Source organism: Wenyingzhuangia gracilariae (assembly GCF_056387575.1).
This window is the reverse complement of record NZ_CM150748.1, coordinates 2,953,074-2,975,535: the sequence shown is the minus strand read 5'-3', so window position 1 is coordinate 2,975,535 and position 22,462 is coordinate 2,953,074. Positions and strand designations below refer to the sequence as shown.

General features: G+C 34.8%; 18 protein-coding genes, 2 tRNA genes and 2 rRNA genes. 2 read left to right on the top strand and 20 right to left on the bottom strand.

From position 1 onward, the window contains the following. Positions 1 to 119 precede the first annotated feature (119 nt). The 19 genes from ACY2IJ_RS13120 to ACY2IJ_RS13030 form a co-directional block, all read right to left on the bottom strand. Positions 120 to 2,912: ribosomal RNA gene (locus ACY2IJ_RS13120) — 23S ribosomal RNA — on the bottom strand. A gap of 217 nt (positions 2,913 to 3,129) precedes the next feature. Continuing rightward, a tRNA-Ala gene (locus ACY2IJ_RS13115) sits at positions 3,130 to 3,203 on the bottom strand. A gap of 110 nt (positions 3,204 to 3,313) precedes the next feature. Next, a tRNA-Ile gene (locus ACY2IJ_RS13110) sits at positions 3,314 to 3,387 on the bottom strand. Positions 3,388 to 3,473: 86 nt separating this feature from the next. After that, a 16S ribosomal RNA gene (locus ACY2IJ_RS13105) occupies positions 3,474 to 4,995 on the bottom strand. The 16S and 23S rRNA genes sit together here with 2 tRNA genes alongside, the layout of an rRNA operon. 788 nt (positions 4,996 to 5,783) lie before the next feature. Further along, the gene (locus ACY2IJ_RS13100) at positions 5,784 to 6,227 is read right to left on the bottom strand and encodes a DUF4268 domain-containing protein (protein WP_476724777.1); all 444 of its coding nucleotides are present in this window, start codon (positions 6,225 to 6,227) and stop codon (positions 5,784 to 5,786) included. A 5-nt stretch (positions 6,228 to 6,232) separates the two neighbouring features. Beyond that, entirely contained in the window at positions 6,233 to 6,814 is a 582-nt protein-coding gene (locus tag ACY2IJ_RS13095; RefSeq protein ID WP_476724776.1) for a MiaE family protein, read from the bottom strand. Next, positions 6,801 to 9,017, bottom strand: a complete 2,217-nt coding sequence (locus ACY2IJ_RS13090) for a SulP family inorganic anion transporter (protein ID WP_476724775.1) — start codon at positions 9,015 to 9,017, stop codon at positions 6,801 to 6,803. The genes ACY2IJ_RS13095 and ACY2IJ_RS13090 overlap by 14 nt, the downstream gene beginning before the upstream one ends. Positions 9,018 to 9,020: 3 nt before the next feature. Then, a complete protein-coding gene (locus ACY2IJ_RS13085; protein WP_476724774.1) occupies positions 9,021 to 9,833 on the bottom strand; it encodes a universal stress protein in 813 nt (270 codons plus the stop codon). A 43-nt stretch (positions 9,834 to 9,876) separates the two neighbouring features. After that, positions 9,877 to 10,200: a hypothetical protein gene (locus ACY2IJ_RS13080; RefSeq protein WP_476724773.1), complete on the bottom strand. Its 324-nt coding sequence runs from the start codon at positions 10,198 to 10,200 to the stop codon at positions 9,877 to 9,879. A 293-nt stretch (positions 10,201 to 10,493) separates the two neighbouring features. Next, entirely contained in the window at positions 10,494 to 11,582 is a 1,089-nt protein-coding gene (gene dnaX / locus ACY2IJ_RS13075; protein WP_476724772.1) for a DNA polymerase III subunit gamma/tau, read from the bottom strand. A 308-nt stretch (positions 11,583 to 11,890) separates the two neighbouring features. Further along, positions 11,891 to 13,207 (bottom strand): 30S ribosomal protein S12 methylthiotransferase RimO, encoded by a 1,317-nt coding sequence (gene rimO, locus ACY2IJ_RS13070; protein WP_476724771.1) that lies wholly within the window; start codon positions 13,205 to 13,207, stop codon positions 11,891 to 11,893. A gap of 101 nt (positions 13,208 to 13,308) precedes the next feature. Further along, positions 13,309 to 14,262 carry a signal recognition particle-docking protein FtsY gene (gene ftsY, locus ACY2IJ_RS13065; protein ID WP_476724770.1) on the bottom strand — a complete coding sequence of 318 codons (954 nt, stop codon included), beginning with the start codon at positions 14,260 to 14,262 and terminating at the stop codon, positions 13,309 to 13,311. Between the two features lie 109 nt (positions 14,263 to 14,371). Further along, positions 14,372 to 14,524: a DUF4295 domain-containing protein gene (locus ACY2IJ_RS13060; RefSeq protein WP_167190757.1), complete on the bottom strand. Its 153-nt coding sequence runs from the start codon at positions 14,522 to 14,524 to the stop codon at positions 14,372 to 14,374. A gap of 8 nt (positions 14,525 to 14,532) precedes the next feature. Next, the gene (gene rpmG / locus ACY2IJ_RS13055) at positions 14,533 to 14,715 is read right to left on the bottom strand and encodes a 50S ribosomal protein L33 (protein ID WP_010134999.1); all 183 of its coding nucleotides are present in this window, start codon (positions 14,713 to 14,715) and stop codon (positions 14,533 to 14,535) included. Between the two features lie 29 nt (positions 14,716 to 14,744). Next, positions 14,745 to 14,984: a 50S ribosomal protein L28 gene (gene rpmB, locus ACY2IJ_RS13050; protein ID WP_073122502.1), complete on the bottom strand. Its 240-nt coding sequence runs from the start codon at positions 14,982 to 14,984 to the stop codon at positions 14,745 to 14,747. A 73-nt stretch (positions 14,985 to 15,057) separates the two neighbouring features. Then, positions 15,058 to 16,302, bottom strand: coding sequence for a CinA family nicotinamide mononucleotide deamidase-related protein (locus ACY2IJ_RS13045; RefSeq protein ID WP_476724769.1), 1,245 nt, complete (start codon positions 16,300 to 16,302; stop codon positions 15,058 to 15,060). A 148-nt stretch (positions 16,303 to 16,450) separates the two neighbouring features. Then, the gene (locus ACY2IJ_RS13040) at positions 16,451 to 17,068 is read right to left on the bottom strand and encodes a fumarylacetoacetate hydrolase family protein (protein WP_476724768.1); all 618 of its coding nucleotides are present in this window, start codon (positions 17,066 to 17,068) and stop codon (positions 16,451 to 16,453) included. A 26-nt stretch (positions 17,069 to 17,094) separates the two neighbouring features. After that, the gene (gene purU, locus ACY2IJ_RS13035) at positions 17,095 to 17,967 is read right to left on the bottom strand and encodes a formyltetrahydrofolate deformylase (protein WP_476724767.1); all 873 of its coding nucleotides are present in this window, start codon (positions 17,965 to 17,967) and stop codon (positions 17,095 to 17,097) included. Positions 17,968 to 18,086: 119 nt separating this feature from the next. Then, complete coding sequence (locus ACY2IJ_RS13030; protein WP_476724766.1) at positions 18,087 to 18,926, bottom strand: 1,4-dihydroxy-2-naphthoyl-CoA synthase; 840 nt, start codon at positions 18,924 to 18,926, stop codon at positions 18,087 to 18,089. 255 nt (positions 18,927 to 19,181) lie between these two features. On the opposite strand from ACY2IJ_RS13030, the gene ACY2IJ_RS13025 reads away from it, so the two are divergent. Together ACY2IJ_RS13025 and kwaA are read left to right on the top strand one after the other, a co-directional pair. After that, on the top strand, positions 19,182 to 21,053 hold the full coding sequence (locus tag ACY2IJ_RS13025; protein ID WP_476724765.1) for a peptidase U32 family protein: 1,872 nt from the start codon (positions 19,182 to 19,184) through the stop codon (positions 21,051 to 21,053). A gap of 313 nt (positions 21,054 to 21,366) precedes the next feature. Beyond that, positions 21,367 to 21,993, top strand: coding sequence for an anti-phage protein KwaA (gene kwaA / locus ACY2IJ_RS13020; RefSeq protein WP_476724764.1), 627 nt, complete (start codon positions 21,367 to 21,369; stop codon positions 21,991 to 21,993). Between the two features lie 36 nt (positions 21,994 to 22,029). Here kwaA and ACY2IJ_RS13015 read toward each other — a convergent pair whose 3' ends face one another. Beyond that, complete coding sequence (locus ACY2IJ_RS13015; protein ID WP_476724763.1) at positions 22,030 to 22,461, bottom strand: S1 RNA-binding domain-containing protein; 432 nt, start codon at positions 22,459 to 22,461, stop codon at positions 22,030 to 22,032. Between the last annotated feature and the right edge of the window lies 1 nt (position 22,462).

The following is a 22,462-nucleotide window of genomic DNA, read 5'->3' as shown; positions in this document are numbered from 1 at the left end:
ATTACGATTTTTTTTCATAATTGTACATTGCCAATTGTAAATTGATTATGTGTTAACATATTGATACCAATATTATACTTTTTTTATTACTCGATTGTATACGTTATTAAAGCCCGCAAGTACATAAGCCTATGGGTTATTAGTAATACTCGGCTATGACATTACTGCCTTTACACCTGTATCCTATCAAGGTCGTGATCTACAACCACCCTTTAAAGAAATCTCATCTTGTGGTGGGTTTCGCGCTTATATGCTTTCAGCGCTTATCCCTTCCCAACGTAGCTACTCAGCAATGCTCCTGGCGGAACAACTGATACACCAGAGGTTAGTTCAACTCGGTCCTCTCGTACTAGAGTCAAATCCACGCAAATTTCTAACGCCCGCTACAGATAGAGACCGAACTGTCTCACGACGTTCTGAACCCAGCTCGCGTGCCACTTTAATGGGCGAACAGCCCAACCCTTGGGACCTTCTCCAGCCCCAGGATGTGACGAGCCGACATCGAGGTGCCAAACCCCCCCGTCGATGTGAGCTCTTGGGGGAGATCAGCCTGTTATCCCCGGAGTACCTTTTATCCTTTGAGCGATGGCCCTTCCATGCGGAACCACCGGATCACTATGCTCTTGTTTCCAACCTGATCGACTTGTAGGTCTCGCAGTCAAGCACCCTTATGCCATTGCACTCTACGTACGGTTACCAAGCGTACTGAGGGTACCTTTAGAAGCCTCCGTTACTCTTTTGGAGGCGACCACCCCAGTCAAACTACCCACCAAGCACTGTCCCCATCGCTGGGTTAGAATCTAGATAAGCAAAGGGTGGTATTTCAACAATGACTCCACAACACCTAGCGATGCCGCTTCAAAGTCTCCCACCTATCCTACACATTACTTATCCAAACACAATACTAAGCTATAGTAAAGGTTCACGGGGTCTTTTCGTCCCGTAGCGGGTAATCGGCATCTTCACCGATACTACAATTTCACCGAGCTCATGGCTGAGACAGTGTCCAGATCGTTGCACCATTCGTGCAGGTCGGAACTTACCCGACAAGGAATTTCGCTACCTTAGGACCGTTATAGTTACGGCCGCCGTTTACTGGGGCTTCATTTCAGATCTTCGCTAAAAGCTAAACCCTCCACTTAACCTTCCAGCACCGGGCAGGTGTCAGGCCCTATACATCAACTTTCGTTTTAGCAGAGCCCTGTGTTTTTGATAAACAGTCGCCTGGACCTTTTCACTGCGGCCCTGAATTTATTCAGGGCGACCCTTCTCCCGAAGTTACGGGTCTATTTTGCCTAGTTCCTTAGCCATGAATCACTCGAGCTCCTTAGAATACTCATCCCAACTACCTGTGTCGGTTTACGGTACAGGACGCAGCCCTCGCTTTTCTTGGAACTTCTTACTTTTACTCGCTTCGCCCGAAGGCTAAGCTCTCCGTACTATTCCGTCAGTACGAGTAAATCTGGGAAATCCGTCACTTTTAATGGGTGCGTGTACAGGAATATTAACCTGTTGTCCATCGACTACCCCTTTCGGGTTCGCCTTAGGCCCTGACTAACCCTCAGCTGATTAGCATCGCTGAGGAAACCTTAGTCTTTCGGAGGGCGGGTTTCTCACCCGCCTTATCGTTACTTATGCCTACATTTTCTTTTCTATCCGTTCCAGCATCCCTTACAGAACACCTTCAGCACAAATAGAATGCTCCCCTACCACTTATAAAGTCCATAGCTTCGGTAATATGTTTATGCCCGATTATTATCCATGCTCGTTCGCTCGACTAGTGAGCTGTTACGCACTCTTTAAATGAATGGCTGCTTCCAAGCCAACATCCTAGCTGTCTGGGCAAACAAACCTCGTTTATTCAACTTAACATATATTTGGGGACCTTAGCTGATGGTCTGGGTTCTTTCCCTCTCGGACATGGACCTTAGCACCCATGCCCTCACTGCTGTAAATCATTATATAGCATTCGGAGTTTGTCAGGAATTGGTAGGCGATGAAGCCCCCGCATCCAATCAGTAGCTCTACCTCTATATAACTAATACAACGCTGCACCTAAATGCATTTCGGGGAGTACGAGCTATTTCCTGGTTTGATTGGCCTTTCACCCCTACCCACAGGTCATCCCAAGACTTTTCAACGTCAACGGGTTCGGTCCTCCACTCTGTGTTACCAAAGCTTCAACCTGCCCATGGGTAGATCACCAGGTTTCGCGTCTACTCAACCTAACTAAAACGCCCTATTAAGACTCGCTTTCGCTACGGCTCCGGATCTTAAATCCTTAACCTTGCTAGATAAAGTAACTCGTAGGCTCATTATGCAAAAGGCACGCCGTCACCCAGCTTGTGGGCTCCGACCGCTTGTAGGTGTACGGTTTCAGGATCTGTTTCACTCCCTTACTTAGGGTTCTTTTCACCTTTCCCTCACGGTACTAGTTCACTATCGGTCTCTCAGGAGTATTTAGCCTTACCGGATGGTCCCGGCAGATTCAGACAGGGTTCCTCGTGCCCCGCCCTACTCAGGAATCTGATACAATTACTTCTCTTACTTATACGGGACTATCACCCTCTTTGGTTAACCTTTCCAGGTTATTCTAATTCGATTGTTTCTTGATGTTTCAGTCCTACAACCCCGATCTTGCCGTAACAAAATCGGTTTGGGCTCTTTCGCGTTCGCTCGCCACTACTAACGAAATCATTTTTATTTTCTCTTCCTCCGGTTACTTAGATGTTTCAGTTCACCGGGTTTGCCTTCTTTCGAATACTATGCCTTCAACATAGTGGGTTGCCCCATTCGGAAATCTACGGATATAACTCTTATGTGCAAATCCCCGTAGCTTATCGCAGCTTATCACGTCCTTCTTCGCCTCTGAGAGCCTAGGCATCCGCCATACACCCTTAATTAGCTTATTGTACTCTTTTGCGTCTTTAATTTTTACAATCTTGCGATTGTTGTATTTTTATTAATCGTCTATCTAAATGATAAACGATAATGTCTACTCAAGTAATATTATTTTTATAATATTATTATCAATATGTCAATGAACTTTCTTTCAATTTTCAATCTTACAATGTGCAATGAACAATTTTTTAATTGCTAATTCCCAACTGTTAATTGTCAATTGAATCGTGGAGAATATCGGAGTCGAACCGATGACCTCTTGCGTGCAAGGCAAGCGCTCTAGCCAGCTGAGCTAATCCCCCATTACTAGTAGTTAGTAATTAGTTTTTAGTCATTAGTAATTACTAATTCGTAATTGTAATTATTTCTGCTTCTAGAATTTCCTGTTTCACAAAAACACATACTATAGTTGTAGTCTCGGGCAGACTCGAACTGCCGACCTCTACATTATCAGTGTAGCGCTCTAACCAGCTGAGCTACGAGACTCAATATGTGATTGTGTATATATATAAAAATTAACAGCTAATTAAAAAGTAAATAGACTTCTCATAACATACATCTCTTTTCTCTAGAAAGGAGGTGTTCCAGCCGCACCTTCCGGTACGGCTACCTTGTTACGACTTAGCCCTAGTTACCAGTTTTACCCTAGGCGGCTCCTTGCGGTGACCGACTTCAGGCACCCCCAGCTTCCATGGCTTGACGGGCGGTGTGTACAAGGCCCGGGAACGTATTCACCGCATCATGGCTGATATGCGATTACTAGCGATTCCAGCTTCATGGAGTCGAGTTGCAGACTCCAATCCGAACTGTGACAATGTTTAAAGATTCGCATCCTGTCGCCAGGTAGCTGCCCTCTGTCATTGCCATTGTAGCACGTGTGTAGCCCAGGACGTAAGGGCCGTGATGATTTGACGTCATCCCCACCTTCCTCTCGGTTTGCACCGGCAGTCTCTCTAGAGTCCTCAGCTTAACCTGTTAGCAACTAAAAATAGGGGTTGCGCTCGTTATAGGACTTAACCTGACACCTCACGGCACGAGCTGACGACAACCATGCAGCACCTTGTAAGAAGTCCGAAGAAATGTCTATCTCTAAACAATGCATCCTACATTTAAGCCCTGGTAAGGTTCCTCGCGTATCATCGAATTAAACCACATGCTCCACCGCTTGTGCGGGCCCCCGTCAATTCCTTTGAGTTTCAATCTTGCGACCGTACTCCCCAGGTGGGACACTTATCACTTTCGCTTAGTCACTGAGCTAATGCCCAACAACTAGTGTCCATCGTTTACGGCGTGGACTACCGGGGTATCTAATCCCGTTCGCTCCCCACGCTTTCGTTCATCAGCGTCAGTATATACGTAGTAGACTGCCTTCGCAATCGGTATTCTATGTAATATCTATGCATTTCACCGCTACACTACATATTCTATCTACTTCCATATAACTCAAGACTAACAGTATCAAAGGCAGTTCCATCGTTAAGCGATGGGATTTCACCTCTGACTGATTAGCCCGCCTACGAACCCTTTAAACCCAATGATTCCGGATAACGCTTGGACCCTCCGTATTACCGCGGCTGCTGGCACGGAGTTAGCCGGTCCTTATTCGTAGAGTACCGTCAGTATGGTACACGTACCACAGTTTCTTCCTCTATAAAAGAAGTTTACAACCCATAGGGCAGTCATCCTTCACGCGGCATGGCTGGTTCAGAGTTGCCTCCATTGACCAATATTCCTCACTGCTGCCTCCCGTAGGAGTCTGGTCCGTGTCTCAGTACCAGTGTGGGGGATCTCCCTCTCAGGACCCCTACCTATCGATGTCTTGGTAAGCCGTTACCTTACCAACTAACTAATAGGACGCATAGCCATCTTAAACCGATAAATCTTTAATTAATAATCCATGCGAATTATTAACACCATAGGATATTAGTCCACGTTTCCATGGGGTATCCCCTTGTTTAAGGTAGGTTCTATACGCGTTACGCACCCGTTCGCCGGTCGTCAGCAAATTGCAAGCAATCTCTGTTACCCCTCGACTTGCATGTGTTAAGCCTGCCGCTAGCGTTCATCCTGAGCCAGGATCAAACTCTTCATCGTTATTTTGTTTGACATATTACTATGTCTTAAATTATGATGATGCTCAAAAAAATCTTCATACTCAATATCTGAAAAACTAACCCCAAATATCAGCATGTAATTTACTCTTTAATTTTACGCTGTCAATTTTCAATAGTATCAATGAACTTACGTCTTTTCAGACTCTTCATACAACTAACTCCCTTAGAAGTTAGCAACTTAGCTGCTTCGCTAAGCGGATGCAAATATAAGAACTTTTTTCTTTCTAAAACAAATAAAATTTAAAATATTTTTAAATCTTTTTTCTTCTATCGTGAAGCTTGTTAAAACTCCTTCTAAAAACCCTTAAAACCTTATATGAACTTCAACTTTGAACTAGTTACCTAGTCGCTGTTGCGGCTGCAAAGATACGCACCTTTTTTGCTTTTTTCCTAATCTTTTTTAACCTTTTTTTATTTATTTTTTTCTAAAATACCTAAAACCCTTATTACTCGTACTTTATACACTAAACTTAACGCTTTCTTTTTTTAATTATTCTTTTGCTGATTCTATACTATATATACGCGTTAGGGATAGAACGACTTGTTTGAGCTCTTTTTTGAATTGTTGAAATATGAAAAGTTTTAGCTGCAGTTACCCATAAACAATCTTTATTACTCTTATTTAAAACCAAAAAAAGCGAGTAGTGATAGCCCGACCTGAAAGGTAACGACACAATAAATCAAAAAAACTTGTTTAACTATACTGCTTTCAACACTATATAAAGGTTTAAAATGCTGATACAATACAATTATAGTGTTGGTTTGAACTTATTTTACAACAGCTTGTTCTATATAATCTTGATATTCGTACCAAAACAATTCGAACTGATGCATGGTTTTATTAAAAAACGTATAACAACTAGACCATGTGTCTTTATTATTGATACTAAACTTTTGATTGTGGTTTACATAAATTCTACTAATTAGTTTTCCGTTTTCTAAATAGTAATCTTTATCAAAAATAACCTCTGAGAGATATTCGGTTTCTATAATTTTTTTAAGAGACACCATTTGGTCATAAAGTAACTCTCTTTGAATGCTGTCTGTGGATTCTATATCTAAAACCACCATTGCTTTTTTTCTGTCTGCTACAAATTTAAATCCGAAGTCTTTAATTCTGGTATTGTATAACACCCATTTTCTTGGAAATGATTTTCCGTAACTAACCCAAAATTCTTTTCTAATTTTTGCAGCTTCTTCTTTACTATACATAGTTCTTATCCGTGTATGGATTCTTTATTCCCTAGATTCTCCATAAGCTTAGCTTCATAAGCTAACAAAGCTTGCCACTTGTTATCTACCTCTACTCTATCTCCGTATTGTCTAGCAAAGTTTAAAAACAAAGTATAGTGATTAGCTTCTGAAACCATTAAATCTCTATAAAACTTAGCCAATTCTTGGTCTTTTAAATTTTCTGACAACAAACGAAAACGTTCACAACTACGTGCTTCTATTAAAGCAGCATACAAAAGTCTATGTACAAGTTGTGTTGTTCTGCTTCCTCCTTTTGGGAAAAAAGTAATTAAATCTGCAACGTACTCATCTTTTCTATCTCTACCTAAAACAACTCCTTTAGCAATTAGTTTGTCGTGCACTAATTTAAAATGACTCATTTCTTCTTTTACCAATGCAATCATTTCTTGCACTAATTCTGTATATTCTGGAAAACTTACAATTAATGAAATTGCTGTAGAAGCTGCTTTTTGTTCACAGTGTGCATGATCTATTAAAATTTCATCAATATTTTTTTCTGCTATATTTACCCATCTTGGGTCTGTTGGTAATTTAAGCCCTAACATATGCTGTTTCTTTAATTAATTTTTCAAATCGCAATCCAAAATCTATCATTGCTTTTATTTCTTTTACACTTGCTAATCTTTCTTTTTTAAAAATTAACAAACCGTTTTGATTAGATTCTATATGATAGTACATATTACTTTCTAAAAATAATATGATTTCATTTGTAAAGAAATCTAATACTTGTTCTTTATGACTTCCAGACAAGTAAAATCTTTTATTAAAATCTGGATGATTGGGAATTTCTATATCTGAAAAGTTTGTAAACTGTTTTACATATTCAAACAAACCTTCCTTATCTAATGTAAAGTTAGGTATTGGAGCATCTACCTTTACATGAAATACGGTTGAACGTATTAACTGATGTGCTATAAAAGCTCCTTCTGTAAACACAACATCGAATAATTTATCATTGCCTTTTACTAATAAGTTTTTTGTTCTTTGAATTCTTCTTGTTTTAAAGAATGTAAAATCTGCTAACAACTCTATTGGATTAGACACAAAAGGAACGTATTTCCAGTCAAAGTCTTTTGCTATTTGTTCTAATTTTTTTTGCCTTTTGGTTAAAGCTATTTTTCCTTCTTTTTGTGGAGCTTTTTTTATATTTCTTGGAGCAAACGGATGTAAACTACCAGCACCATGCATATCTAAGCCTGTAACTTCTAAGCTTCCTTGTTTGTTTTCGAATTTTTCTACATAGGTTTGAATGTTTTCCATGACGGTATTGTCTACAAATCTACATCTTGAAAAGTCTAACACAACATTTTCATGCTCGGGTATTAAATTCAATTTATTCTTTAATCTAAAAAAATTAATAAAAGAGCTAAAATTTTTAACACTTATGTAATAACTGCCATCTGTTTCTTTAAACATTAATACATTAGGTTTTAATGCATTTCTTACAAACATTATAATTTCTTTATTTACGATAACATGTACTAAAAAAGTAGCCAAGATTCCTACTACTATTCCTATAATTAAGCTCGTAAAAATAGTGGTAATTAAGGTTATAAAAAAAATGGCCAATTGTTCACCTCCTACTTTAGAAACGGCTACTATATTTTTAGGAGCAGCCAATTTATAACCCGTGTATACCAATATTGCTGCCAATGCAGACAAAGGAATCATTTTTAATTGGGTTTGAAACAATAGTAAGAACGCTAGTAAAAAAAGAGCATGAAATAAATTTGCTGCCCTGTTAGTTGCTTTGTTATTTACATTTACAGAACTACGAGCAATTACGGTTACCACATTTAAACCTCCTAAAAAACCACTAATGATTGTTGCCAAACCTAGTGCTTTTAAATCTTTATTTACATTGGATCTTCTTTTTAAAGGATCTAGCTGGTCTACTGCCTTAATGCTTAATAAAGATTCTATGCTTGCTATTAATGTAATAGATACTACTGCTGTTATAAATTCTGCCGTAAATAATTTGCCGAAATTAGGAAACATTAAGCTTGTAAGTACATTGTCTGGAATGTTTATTAACCATTCTTTGTCTATTGGATGTGCTTGTTTTAATACCAATTGATAAAAATAACTCATTCCAACAGCAAAAAAAACAATCCACATAGGGGCTGGAATTAGTTGAAAATATTTGTTTCTGATTTTCTCATGAAAAATCATGATACACAAACTAACAATTCCTACAATTCCTGCATAAAAGAAATTGTGATTTTCGGTGTTTACAAATGTTTGAATTGTTTTAGGTATTTCTATCAACAACTCCACCAAGCCTCCATCTTCATTAGAATTCCCTAGCATTACATGAAATTGCTTTGCAAAAATCCCAATACCAATAGCTGCCAACATTCCCTGAATAGCTGTGGAAGGAAAAAAATCACTTAAAATTCCCAATCTTAAAAAACCCAACACAGTCATAATAGCTCCAGACAACACAATGGCAGCTAATGTATAAGCAAATCCTAATTCTAAATTTCCTTGTCCTAGTGTTGTAATGGCCGTTAGCAATACAACTACCAAACCATTTCCTGGTCCTGTAATAGTTACATTAGAACCTCCAAAAATAGATACTATTACTCCTCCAACCACAGCTGCAATAATTCCTGAAATTGGTGGTGCTTCAGATGCTAAAGCCAAACCTAAACCTAAAGGCAGTGCTATTAAAGAAACTACAAATCCTGAAAAAATATTTTGAGGTAGTGTAGTTAAAAACTGATTTGATTCTTTGGGTTGTGGCATATTTTATTTTATGATTAAAACATCTGTAGGCAATTCAGATAAAATAAAATTCATATCGTTTGCCATTATTCTTTTGGTAAAACTCAAATGTATTGGAGTGTGCATAATTAATAATTCTGACCTTACAACACGCGCATAGTGTCCTATTGCATAACCACTTTTTCCAAAAATTCCTTGCATTTTAATTTCTACAGATTGTTTAAACTCTTTAGGAATTACATTTATAATTTTTTTGATTCTTAAATTTTCTTGATGTGTTTTTCTTTCGTGATTAATTGCTGCTCTTCTCAAAGATTTATCATCATCTACCTTTACTTGAGTATTGTTGATTTCTTCTACAATGGTTACTTTTTTAGATTGTAAACTGTGAGCTACATAAAACGCTGTTGCAATGGTTGTATCAGATTCGTTTGATTCCAATCCATTTACTACAATATGTTTTTTATGCAATTCTTTTTGAGACTGAATCATTAAAAGCAAAACAGAACATTTTACTTTTTTGGTTAATTTTCTAGCCACAGATCCTAAATAATGTTTTAATAGCTGCTCTCTTTTTACAGCTCCTAAAATCAATAAATCAATTTGATTTTCTTCACATATTTTAGGCAACACTTTTTTAGGATTTCCTTTTTTAAAAATATAGAACACTTTGCCTGTAAAACCAAAATCTTTTACAATATCTTGAAATTGTTGTTTTTTTTGCAAGGTTTCTTCACCTATATGCACCACATACAATTTTGATTTAAAGTAGTTAGCATACCTACAAGCCTCTATTAAATTTGCTTTTAAACTAGGAGAAAAGGCCGCTCCAACCAATATTTTTTTAAACTGCTTGATATTCTTAATGATTTAGTTAAACCTATATATTCAATCCAAACTTGTTTTTAAGCAACAGTACGTTAGGATTTGATTCTATCAATTTTTTAAATTTTTCTTGAGGAGTATATATATACTTTTTCTTTTCTGACTGAACTACTTTTGTTTTTATCTGAATAGAATAATTATTTAATTCTACTCTTAAATAGTTTAATAATTTTGACTTAACAACTCCAAATTGTTCTTCCATTAATCCATTGGGTAACACAAACACAACTTCGCCTTTTTGTAAAATAGGTTTGTTTGCATTTACTATAGAAGCCAAATTTAACTCACCTTCTTGTTTTAATTTTCTTCCAAAAAGCATCCACTTATCAACCAATTGTAATTCTGTAAAAACATCTTTAGGTTTGTTGCTAATATCATCATCATTGGCAACATAATCTATATCGGTTAGTTTATGATGTACTTTTTTTAAAGATAAAGCTGATGTTCTTCTTTTTCTGGTTAACGAGTTAGGAGTGTTTTGAACAGGAGAACTGTTTGTTACTTGTATTTCTTTTTGAACACTTTGTGTTATGGCTACACCTTTGGTTACAATGTCTTTTTTGGGTTCTGTTGAAACAGAAGCTGTTTGTACTCTAAAAAAAGTAGCAGGAATTATATAGTTACTGCTTTTTTTTTTACATCACCATAGGTAATAGAAGCTATTTGCATTAAACAAAGTTCTACCAACAATCTTTGATTTTTACTTGTTTTGTATTGTAAATCGCAAGTATTGGCTTTGTCTATGGCTGCAATTAAAAAAGACAATTGAACTTTATTTGCCTGATCTATATATTGTTTTTTTGCATTGTCTCCAACTTCTAGTAGTTGAACTGTGGCATTGTCTTTTGCCACCAATAAATCTCTAAAATGAGATGCCAAACCACCTATAAAATGATGCCCATCGAAACCTCTTGACAACACCGAGTTAAACTCTACTAATACATCTGGAATTTTATTCTCCACTAATAAATCAGTAATCTTAAAATAAATGTCATAATCTAAAACATTTAAATTTTCTGTAACAGCCTGTCTAGTTAAATCTTTACCAGCAAAACTAATTACCCTATCATAAATAGAAAGAGCATCTCTCATAGCTCCGTCTGCTTTTTGAGCTATAATATGCAATGCATCATCATCTGCATTTACACCTTCTTGAACTGCAATGCTTTTTAAATGATCTTTTGCTGCAACCACCGTAATTCGCTTAAAGTCAAAAATTTGACATCTTGATAGAATGGTTGGTATTATTTTATGTTTTTCGGTAGTTGCTAAAATAAAAATAGCATGTGCAGGTGGTTCTTCTAATGTTTTTAAAAACGCATTAAAAGCAGATTGAGATAACATGTGTACCTCATCTATAATATACACTTTGTATTTTCCTACTTGAGGAGGAATCCTAACCTGATCTATTAAAGATCGGATATCATCTACGGAGTTATTAGATGCTGCATCTAATTCAAAAACATTAAAAGCAAAGTCATCTTCTACTTCTGTTTGAGTAGCTTGTTCGTTTATTTTTTTAGCTAAAATACGGGCACATGTTGTTTTACCAACTCCCCTTGGTCCTGTAAACAACAAAGCTTGTGCTAAATGATTGTTTTTTATTGCATTTTCTAAAGTATTTGTAATTGCTTGTTGCCCCACTACATCTTTAAACGTAAGTGGTCTATACTTTCTTGCAGATACAATAAATGGTTCCATGTATTTTTCTTAATAAAAAACAAATATACCTATTTGTAAAATGCTAGGCAACTTGATAGATTTATAAAAAAAAGAAAGTCCAGCAATAAAATTATTGACTGGACTAATTGTTTTGAACATTACTTGTTATTTAAAACAACATTTTAATTTCTACCCCTAAAAATTAAAATGTGTAACGTCATTATAAATACCTACCCCTAAATATTTATAGAAACAAATATACAAAGGTTCCTGTTACTAACCATATCAAATGTTAAAAAAGTTGTAAATTAAACAACTAGTAGCTACTGTTCTGACCCTTGATTATCCTACTGTTTTAATGGGATTCCATATAAATCAAAGTCTCCTGCTTCATAAATTTCAATTTCTACAAATTCTCCTGTTTTGATATAATATTTTTTAGCATCTACCAAAACCTCATTATCTACATCTGGAGAGTCAGATTCGGTTCTTCCTATAAAATATTCTCCTTCTTTTCTGTCAAAAATGCACTTGTATACCTTCCCTACTTTCTCCTGATTTAATTCCCAAGAAATTTGAGCTTGTAGTTCCATAATTTCTGCAACTCTTGCTTCTTTAACTTCTTCTGGAACATCATCATTTAAAGTTGCTGCATGAGTATCTTCTTCATGAGAATATGCAAACACTCCCAAACGTTCAAAACGCATTTCTTGTACCCAAGCTTTTAATTCTTCAAAAATTTCTTCTGTTTCTCCAGGGTATCCTACAATTAGAGTTGTTCTAATGGCCATTTCGGGTACGTGATTTCTAAACTCCTTTAACAACTTATTTGTTTTTTCATAAGTTGTTCCTCGTCTCATAGACTTTAGAATTTCTGTATTTATGTGTTGTAAAGGAATATCTAAATAATTACATACTTTAGGTTCGGATTTCATTACATCTAACACATCTAAAGGAAATCCTGCTGGAAATGCATAATGCAAACGAATCCATTCGATTCCATCTACCTTTACCAATTCTTTTAACAAATCGGCTAAATTTCTTTTCCCATACAAATCTAACCCGTAATAGGTTAAATCTTGTGCTATCAATATCAATTCTTTTATTCCATCTGCAGCCAATTTACCAGCTTCTTCTACCAACTCTTCTATTGGTGTAGAACGGTGTTTACCTCTCATTAAAGGAATCGCACAAAAAGAACAAGGTCTATCACATCCTTCTGCTATTTTTAAATAGGCATAGTGCTTAGGTGTGGTTGTTAGTCGTTCCCCTATTAATTCGTGCTTATAATCGGCCTCTAGTACTTTTAACAAGTTTGGCAAATCTTGTGTTCCAAAGTACTGATCTACATTGGTTATTTCTGCTTCTAAATCGGGTTTGTATCTTTCAGACAAACATCCTGTAACATATACTTTATCTACCAATCCTTCTTCTTTTCTATTTGCATAGTGAAGAATTGTGTTTACAGATTCTTCTTTGGCTTTACCAATAAATCCGCAAGTATTAATAACTACAATATTTCCATCGTCATTCTCATCTTCGTGAACCACCTCTTTTCCGTTGGCTTTTAACTGCCCCATTAAGACTTCAGAATCATAAACGTTTTTAGAACAACCTAAGGTAACAACGTTTATTTTATTTTGCTTTACTGTTTTTGTACGCATTTTATAGTATCAAATATTCAGTACAAAGTATCTAGTACTGTACATATAAAAAAGAAAATCTACTTTCATAAAATAGCTTCTTTTTATGTGTTGTGTTTTTATTATTTAAAGAAAGAATCTACAAATTCAAATTTATTGAATACTTGTAAATCGTCTATCGCCTCACCTACTCCAATATATTTTACGGGAATTTTAAACTGGTCGGAAATTCCTATTACCACTCCACCTTTTGCGGTTCCGTCTAATTTAGTTACAGCTAATGAAGTTACTTCTGTTGCTAAGGTAAATTGCTTGGCTTGCTCAAATGCATTTTGTCCTGTAGAACCATCTAAAACTAATAATACATCATGAGGAGCATCTGACACCACTTTTTGCATTACCCTTTTAATTTTTGTCAACTCATTCATTAAATTGACTTTGTTATGCAAACGTCCTGCTGTATCTATAATAACAACATCGGCATTTTTAGACACTGCAGATTTAAGAGTATCAAAAGCTACAGAAGCAGGATCAGAACCCATTTCTTGCCTTACAATAGGCACATCAACTCTATCTGCCCAAACTTGTAATTGATCTATAGCTGCTGCTCTAAATGTATCTGCTGCTCCTAAAACCACACTCAATCCTTGTTTTTTAAACTGTGCTGCTAATTTACCAATGGTTGTTGTTTTTCCTACACCATTAACCCCCACAACCATTAAAACATAAGGTTTTTTATCTTTAGGGATTACAAAATCTGTTGCATCTTCTTCATTGGTTTCCGACAATAATCCTGCTATTTCTTCTCTTAAGATTTGATTTAGTTCATCGGTACCTAAGTATTTATCTCTATCTACTCTTTCCTCTATACGGTCTATTATTTTTAAAGTTGTATTTACACCTACATCAGATGCTATTAATACTTCTTCCAAATCATCTAATACTTCTGCATCTACCTTAGACTTTCCGGCAACTGCTTTAGAAAGCTTTGAAAAAAAGGATGTTTTTGTTTTTTCTAAACCCTTATCTAAAGTTTCTTTCTTATCCGAAGAAAATATTTTTTTAAAAAAACTCATACATTTAACTATTTAACAGTGTTGTGTTTATAACAAGAAAGTGTTAAAATACAAAAAAAGCTACTTTCGATATTGAAAGTAGCCTTTGTATTGTCAATTTTTACAAAAATTATTTTTTTGCAAAAAAGTCTTTTACTTGTGTAGGGTCCATAATAGCTTCAACAAAAGTATAAGCTCCTGATTTTGGAGACTTTACCATTTTGATAGCTTTAGACAATCTTTTAGAACCTGTCTGTAACGATGCTACTGATTTCTTTGCCATTTCCTATATTATTTAATTTCTTTGTGAACAGTCATTTTCTTTAAGATAGGATTAAATTTCTTAATCTCTAATCTATCCGGAGTATTCTTCTTGTTTTTAGTTGTAATGTATCTAGAAGTTCCTGGTTGTCCAGAAGCTTTGTGCTCAGTACACTCTAAAATAACCTGTACTCTGTTTCCTTTTTTTGCCATCTCTATATATCTTTTTTTCTAAGAAAAAATTATTTAACTAAAAATCCTTTTTCCTTTGCTTCTTTAATTACAGCAGAAATACCTTTTTTATTGATATTCTTTAACGCAGCAGTAGATATTTTTAAGGTAATCCACTTATCCTCTTCAGGAATATAAAAACGCTTTGTAATTAGGTTAGCGTTGAATTTTCTCTTTGTTCTATTTAAAGCGTGAGAAACGTTGTTCCCAACCATTGCTTTTTTACCAGTAAGTTCACAAACTTTTGACATCTCGTATCAGTTTTAATTTAATTCTAAACGGAGTGCAAATTTAACAACAATTATTTGTACTAACAAAATTAATTTAGTGATTTTTTAATATTTCTTTACTTAACATTTCAAAAGCCTTGTTTTTAGCCTGCTCTATGACTTTTTCTCGTGGTTGCCCAAAGTTAAATTTCTCTACAATTACTTGATTTTGTGTTGCGATGGCTATAAAAACCACTCCCACCTCTTCTAATGTGTCGTCTAAAGTAGGTCCTGCGTTCCCTGTTGTAGCAATTGCATAATTTGCCCCCGTTAGTTGTTTTACTCCCAAAGCCATTTCTGATGCTACTTGTGCAGAAACAACAGTATGTTTTTGAATACTTTCCAAAGACACTCCTAACAAATTTTGTTTAAGACTTGCATTGTACGCTACTATTCCTCCTAAAAAGAATGCAGACACTCCGCTTTGTGCTGTGATTTCTGTAGCTATTCTACCTCCTGTACAACTTTCTGCTACAGCCAATGTTTGCTTTGTTTCAATTAATTTTTCTTTTATAAAACTAACAGCATCTACATCTCCTATCATAAAGCTATATTCTTTAAAAACCTCTGCTATTTTGGCTCCTTGCTCCATAAGAACAGCTTCTAAAATTCCTTTGTTAGTATGTACTCCTGTTAAACGCAATCTTAAACGTCCTGGTGCAGGTAAATAAGCTAATTTGATAAATTCTGGAATCTGATTTTCAAAATCTTCTAACATTTCTGCTGCTGTACTTTCTCCAACCCCATACAACACGTAGGTTTGATAAGCTTGTGATGGAAAACCTCCTTTTTTTACAAGTCTTGGTAGCACTTCATTCTCCACCAACCCTTTCATTTCAAATGGCACACCTGGCAAACTAACTACTATTTTTCCATTTTTTTCGAACCACATTCCTGCTGCTGTCCCAATGGGGTTTGGTAAAATAATAGCATTTTTTGGCAACATTGCTTGATCGTTGTTTAGTTTTCCGAATGGAATACCTCTTTTTGCAAACATGCCTTTTATTTGCGCTAATACTGTTGGGTTTAACACCAATTCATCATCAAAATATTTGGTAAGCGTATGCTTTGTGACATCATCTTTAGTAGGACCTAACCCTCCTGTTACTATAATTAAATCGGCTATAGAAACTGCGTGATTTATTCCGTTGACAATAGCTTGTTGCGTATCTGAAATAGAAACTGTCTCTATCAACTCTACTCCTAAGGCATGTAATTTAGTAGCTATCCACTGTGTATTGGTATCTAAAACTTGTCCTATTAAAATTTCATCTCCAATGGTAATTATACTTGCTTTCAATCTGCTTATTAGTTTTTGGGTGATAGTTGTTGGATATTAGTAAATAGATATTTGGATACCGAACGTTGGTATTTGGATGTTTGCTTTTAGTTTTTTTCACAAATACTTCATTACTAAAAACCATTAATTAACAGCCAAAATCTAAATTCTATCTTACTTTTATATCTATTAATTTTTCGTTTTCTAAATAGCCTTTTAAAACATCTCCTTTAGCTACTGGCCCTACCCCACAAGGAGTTCCGGTAAAAATAATATCTCCTTTTTTTAAAGTATAAATGGTAGAAATATAAGCTATAATTTGATCTATTTTAAAAATCATGTCCGATGTATTTCCTACTTGAACTTGTTCATCGTTTTTTTCTAGCTTAAAATTAATATTGTTTAAATCTGCAAATTGCTCTTTAGAAACAAAAGATTCTCCAATTACAGCACTTCCATCAAACCCTTTGGCTTTTTCCCATGGCTGTCCTTTTGCTTTTAAATCTAACTGAACATCACGTGCTGTAAAATCTATTCCTAATCCAATTTCATCATAATACTTGTGTGCAAATCGTTCTCCAATATGCTTTCCTACTTTGTTTATTTTAACCAATACTTCTACTTCGTACTCTACTCTGTTAGAAAAAACTGGAATTACAAACGGATTTTTTTTAGGCAATACAGCCGAATCAGGTTTTAGAAAAACAACTGGTTCTGTAGGAATAAAATCTCTATCAAACTCTTTGATATGTTCTACATAATTCATTCCTATACAAATGATTTTCATATACTTTTTATTTTTTAACAAAGGCTTTATTCTCCCGTTTCTGGAAACACAATTGCCTTGTTACTATCTACAATAATTTGATTGTTTAAATGGCATTTAACCGCTCTTGCCAACACCATGGTTTCTATATCGGCACCAATAGCTTTTAATGTTGTTGGTGTACTTTCGTGTGTTACACGTTCTACATCTTGTTCTATGATAGGCCCTTCATCTAAATCTTCTGTTGCATAATGGGCTGTGGCTCCAATTAATTTTACTCCTCTTTCATATGCTCTCATATAAGGGTTGGCTCCTTGAAAAGCGGGTAAAAAAGAATGGTGAATATTGATGATTTTATTAGGGTAATGATTGATGAAATCATTTGATAAAATTTGCATATAACGAGCCATAATGATCAAATCAATTTCATTAGAATCAAACAAATCTATCAACTGTTGTTCTTGTTCTTTTTTAGTATCCTTAGTTACCGGTAAATGATAAAAAGGAATTTCAAACATATCGGCAATAGGTTTTAATTTGGTATGGTTACTAACCACCATTTTTACATCGCAATGCAATTTGTTTTCTTTGTTTCGCTGCAACAAATCATATAAGTTGTGTGTTGTATGAGAAACCATAATGGCAACCTTTTGTTTTGCCGTTCCATAATCTACACTCCAAACAATATTGTAGGCTTGTGCCAAACGATCAAAGCGTTCTTCTAATTGTTCTTGACTAATTACTACCGAATCGTCTGACTCTATGCGCAAGCGCATAAAAAACATTCCATCAATAGAATTGGTGTATTGTTGTGCACTAACCAAGTTAAATCCTTCTTGATAAAAGAAATGTGTTAGTTTAGATACAATTCCCTTTTGATCGGGACACTTTATTAAAAAAGTTATGATTTGTGGTTTCATTTATTTTTAGTTGGTGGTTCATGCATTTTCATCTCGACTCCGCTCGATGATCATTTACACATAAAGTAGTATTCTTTACAATTATTAAAATTTAACGAAAAAGCATCAGCTAATTATAATTATACTATGTATTTTTTGTCAAAATTTGGTTTACGCTTTTCTAAAAAGGCGTTTCTTCCTTCTTTGGCCTCATCTGTCATATAGGCCAAACGAGTGGCTTCCCCCGCAAAAACTTGCTGACCTACCATGCCATCGTCTGTTAAATTCATAGCAAACTTTAGCATTTTTATGGATAGCGGAGATTTTCCTAAAACCTCTTGTGCCCATTCATAAGCAGTATCTTCTAGCTCAGCATGTGGTATAACCGCATTTACCATTCCCATTTCAAAAGCTTCTTGTGCTGAATAATTTCTACCTAAAAAGAAAATTTCTCTGGCTTTTTTCTGTCCTACCATTTTAGCTAAATAAGCAGAACCGTATCCCCCATCAAAACTAGTAACATCGGCATCTGTTTGTTTAAAAATAGCGTGCTCTTTACTGGCCAACGTCATATCGCAAACTACATGTAAACTATGTCCGCCACCAACAGCCCAACCAGGAACAACAGCAATTACCACTTTAGGCATAAAACGAATTAAACGTTGTACTTCTAATATGTTTAAACGGTGCATACCGTCTTCTCCTACATAACCTTGATGTCCTCTTGCTTTTTGATCTCCACCAGAACAGAAAGAATAAACGCCATCTTTTGTAGATGGGCCTTCGGCAGATAACAATACAACTCCAATAGAAGTATCTTCTTGTGCATCGTAAAAAGCATCGTATAGTTCCGATGTTGTTTTAGGCCTAAATGCATTTCTTACATTGGGTCTATTAAAAGCAATTCTGGCAACTCCATTACATTTTTTGTACGTAATATCTTCGTATTCTTTAGCGGTTTTCCAATTGATTGTTGACATGCAAATTAATTTGGTTTCTTATTTTATTTAACAGTGGGTAAAGTTATCATTTTAATTTTATTTCGATTGGTGTTTGCCTCAATCTGCCAAACAATCACAAATTACTCTTAAACGTTTGATTATTAATTATTTTACCAACAAAAAATAGTAACTTTGCCATCCCTAATTTTGATATCAACAACAACTCTTACTTTAACAAGCTGATAAAAAGAACTTTACAAAGTAGACAAAGAGTGTATAGAAGCAATATTATTTATGAAAAAAAAGGTTGAAATTTTAGCTCCAGCCAAAAACCTTGTTCAAGGAATGGCAGCCATTAACGCAGGAGCAGATGCTGTCTATATTGGAGCTCCACAGTTTGGTGCTCGTACAAACGCTAATAACTCTGTAGAAGATATTGCAGAAATGGTTAGATATGCCCATTTGTTTAAGGCACAAGTTTTTGTGGTTATTAACACTATTTTATATGACAACGAACTAGAAACTTGTGAAAAATTAATCCATGAATTGTACCACATAGGTGTAGATGCTTTAATTGTACAAGACATGGCTATTTTTGAAATGAACTTGCCTCCTATTGTAATTCACGCAAGTACACAAGCCAACAACAGAGAACCTAAACAGGTAGAGTTTTTACAAAAAGCTGGAATGAAACGTGTAGTTTTAGCCAGAGAACTAAATCTTGATCAGATTAAAGAGATTAATGAAGCTTGCGATGTGGAACTAGAATTTTTTGTTTCGGGAGCTTTGTGCGTTTCTTTTAGTGGAAATTGCTATATGAGTGTTGCTGGTGGTGAGCGTAGTGCCAACCGAGGTTCTTGTGCTCAAAACTGTAGATTGCCTTACAAATTAACAGACGGTAATGGTGATACATTGATTGAAAGCAGTCATTTGCTATCTATTAAAGACTTAGATTTAAGTGATCAGCTACCTGAAATGATAAAAGCTGGAGTGATGTCTTTTAAAATTGAAGGAAGACTGAAAGATGTAGTCTATGTTAAAAACAACGTATCGTACTTAAGAAAACGATTAGATGACTTTTTAAATAACGAAGGAAAAGAAAATTATCAAAAAGCTTCATCGGGTAGAACTTTTTATACGTTTGATGCCGAAATGGGACGAAGCTTTAACCGTGGATATACCGATTACTTTGTTAACAAAAGAATTGCCAAAATAGGTTCTTGGGAAAGTCCAAAATCCAAAGGTCAAATTATAGGGAAAGTTCTTGAGGTTAAAAACGGAAGATACTTAATAGAAAATGCCGAAAAACTAAACAACGGTGACGGTTTGTACTTTATTAACGAAAACAATGAAGCTGACGGTGTACAAGTAAATACCGTAGAAAACGGATGGATTACTCCTAACAACTTTAAAAACATTGCTGTTGGAACTTTAATTTCTAGAAATTCCGATGCCAATTTTAACAAACAAGTAGAAAAAGACAACAGTGCTATTAGAAAAATTGGAGTAGAACTAAGGTTTGAAGAAACGCAGTATGGTTTTCAACTTATAGCTACTGATGAAGATGGACATACCAGTTCTGAAGGGTTTAAAATTACCAAAGAACTCGCTAAAAAAGAAGGTTTCTTAAAAAACAACTTAGAAAAAAACTTAGTCAAAACAGGTAATACTCCTTTTATTGTTGACAACATTACTATTGATATAGAAAACAATTGGTTTGTGCCTATTTCTAAAATTAACGAAATAAGAAGAACTGTTTTAGACAAGTTAATTGATATTAGGATTGAAGAATATGATAGAGACGAACAACCTATTGTAAAAACAGACCATCCTTACCCAGAAAAAACATTAGACTTTACTTACAACGTTTCTAATAAATTGGCAAGACAATTTTACAAAAGACATGGTGTAGAAGAAATTGAAAAAGCATTTGAATTGCAATGGGATCCTGGAAAAGCAAGAGTAATGACCACCAAGTATTGTGTAAAATACGAACTAGGTAAATGTGCTAGGTATCAGCGAGACACTATGGGAGCAAAAGTAAAGGAACCTTTAACGTTAACCCATGGAGAAAATCAGTACAAATTAAAATTTAACTGCAAACCTTGCGAAATGGAAATTTGGGAAAAAGATGCAGAACTTGAATTTGAAGAAGATCAATTTTAACATTTTATACACAAACAAAGCCTTGCTAAATTTTGCAAGGCTTTGTTGTTTTTATTTTAAAAAGATAATATTTAGCAGTAGATATAATGTTTTTTTAACACGCTAGCCCTCTCATAAACAAAGTACTCCATAGCATTAATTTTTTTTTACTTAACTTTATTGAGCTATGAAAAAACTGATACTTAAACCAAAACCATTAACTATCCCCCTTTTTTTATAGCAAATTGTAAAACAGAACATAAATACCTCACAAGAAACATCTTGTAAAATATAAAAATTATGTGTTTAACAAATTGCTTAAAAACTGAAAAAAATGTTACTAAAAATTCAACTCTATGTACTGTCGCTATGGCTGTTATTCTTATTATTATTCGTTAACAAAATAAACATCCCCATTTATTTTGAAAAACACAGCACCAATGGAATTAAAGAACTTATTATATCTAATGCCATTCCTATTGTCTGCCTAATATTTATTGTATCTGGGTTCTTATTCTATTATAAGTTTAAATACATAATAGAAGATGGTGTTACCAAACCAGAACAAATTACAGAAGTAGAAGACCATAATTGGGAACACCTTACTTTTTTAGTTACCTATGTTGTTCCTTTGTTAAGTTTTGATTTGGATTTTGATTTATCTAAGGAGAGAAACGGATTGATGTTTATTTTAATCTTGTTTATTATTGGTGTTATTTATGTAAAAACCAATATTTATTACACCAATCCTACATTGGCATTGTTAGGGTATCACATTTATAAAGTAAGTACTCAAAACAAAAAACACGTAATTCTTATTACCAAAGACTCTATTAGTAAAGAAGATTTTATAGAATCTAAACACATAAGTGATAATGTCTTTTTTGCCATAAAATCTCACAACAAACAAAGTATGTCTACAAACAGTATAAATAGTTTGGTCAATACAAAACTCACTTAGAATTATAAAAAAAGGAAGCGCTATGGCTTCCTTTTTTTACTTTTGAATATGTTCTAACAATTTTATTCCGTTATCTTCTAACGCAATAACTTTGTTTTTATACAAACCACCAATTGCATTTTTAAATGCTTTTTTACTCATTCCCAATTCGTACTTAATTGTATCTGGTTCCGATTTGTCTGTTAAAGGTAAAAATCCGTTATGAGCTCTTAAAGCTGTTAATATTTGTACCTGAAACTTTGTAATGCTGTTTCTAAAACCTATAGGCTGTAAAGAAATATCCAACTTTCCATCTTCTCTTACTTTTTTAACATAAGCTTTCAATCGTTGTCCTTCTTCTACACGTTGATAAACTTCATTTTTATACAACATTCCTTCACAAACCTCATCTACCAATACGGTAATTCCTAGTTTAGAAAAAGCACCTATCACAACCTCTACCTGTTGTCCTTCTTTAAATTCTTCCATA

What these genes read in the sequence shown, in the direction of transcription:
- ACY2IJ_RS13080 (WP_476724773.1), bottom strand. Translation starts at nt 10,200, where the DNA reads ATGCTTTTTGGAAGAAAATTAAAACAAGAAGGTGAGTTAAATTTGGCT.
- rimO (WP_476724771.1), bottom strand. Translation starts at nt 13,207, where the DNA reads ATGCGTACAAAAACAGTAAAGCAAAATAAAATAAACGTTGTTACCTTA.
- ftsY (WP_476724770.1), bottom strand. Translation starts at nt 14,262, where the DNA reads ATGAGTTTTTTTAAAAAAATATTTTCTTCGGATAAGAAAGAAACTTTA.
- ACY2IJ_RS13040 (WP_476724768.1), bottom strand. Translation starts at nt 17,068, where the DNA reads ATGAAAATCATTTGTATAGGAATGAATTATGTAGAACATATCAAAGAG.
- purU (WP_476724767.1), bottom strand. Translation starts at nt 17,967, where the DNA reads ATGAAACCACAAATCATAACTTTTTTAATAAAGTGTCCCGATCAAAAG.
- rpmB (WP_073122502.1), bottom strand. Translation starts at nt 14,984, where the DNA reads ATGTCAAAAGTTTGTGAACTTACTGGTAAAAAAGCAATGGTTGGGAAC.
- rpmG (WP_010134999.1), bottom strand. Translation starts at nt 14,715, where the DNA reads ATGGCAAAAAAAGGAAACAGAGTACAGGTTATTTTAGAGTGTACTGAG.
- ACY2IJ_RS13060 (WP_167190757.1), bottom strand. Translation starts at nt 14,524, where the DNA reads ATGGCAAAGAAATCAGTAGCATCGTTACAGACAGGTTCTAAAAGATTG.
- ACY2IJ_RS13030 (WP_476724766.1), bottom strand. Translation starts at nt 18,926, where the DNA reads ATGTCAACAATCAATTGGAAAACCGCTAAAGAATACGAAGATATTACG.
- ACY2IJ_RS13100 (WP_476724777.1), bottom strand. Translation starts at nt 6,227, where the DNA reads ATGTATAGTAAAGAAGAAGCTGCAAAAATTAGAAAAGAATTTTGGGTT.
- ACY2IJ_RS13090 (WP_476724775.1), bottom strand. Translation starts at nt 9,017, where the DNA reads ATGCCACAACCCAAAGAATCAAATCAGTTTTTAACTACACTACCTCAA.
- ACY2IJ_RS13015 (WP_476724763.1), bottom strand. Translation starts at nt 22,461, where the DNA reads ATGGAAGAATTTAAAGAAGGACAACAGGTAGAGGTTGTGATAGGTGCT.
- ACY2IJ_RS13095 (WP_476724776.1), bottom strand. Translation starts at nt 6,814, where the DNA reads ATGTTAGGGCTTAAATTACCAACAGACCCAAGATGGGTAAATATAGCA.
- ACY2IJ_RS13025 (WP_476724765.1), top strand. Translation starts at nt 19,182, where the DNA reads ATGAAAAAAAAGGTTGAAATTTTAGCTCCAGCCAAAAACCTTGTTCAA.
- dnaX (WP_476724772.1), bottom strand. Translation starts at nt 11,582, where the DNA reads ATGGAACCATTTATTGTATCTGCAAGAAAGTATAGACCACTTACGTTT.
- kwaA (WP_476724764.1), top strand. Translation starts at nt 21,367, where the DNA reads ATGTTACTAAAAATTCAACTCTATGTACTGTCGCTATGGCTGTTATTC.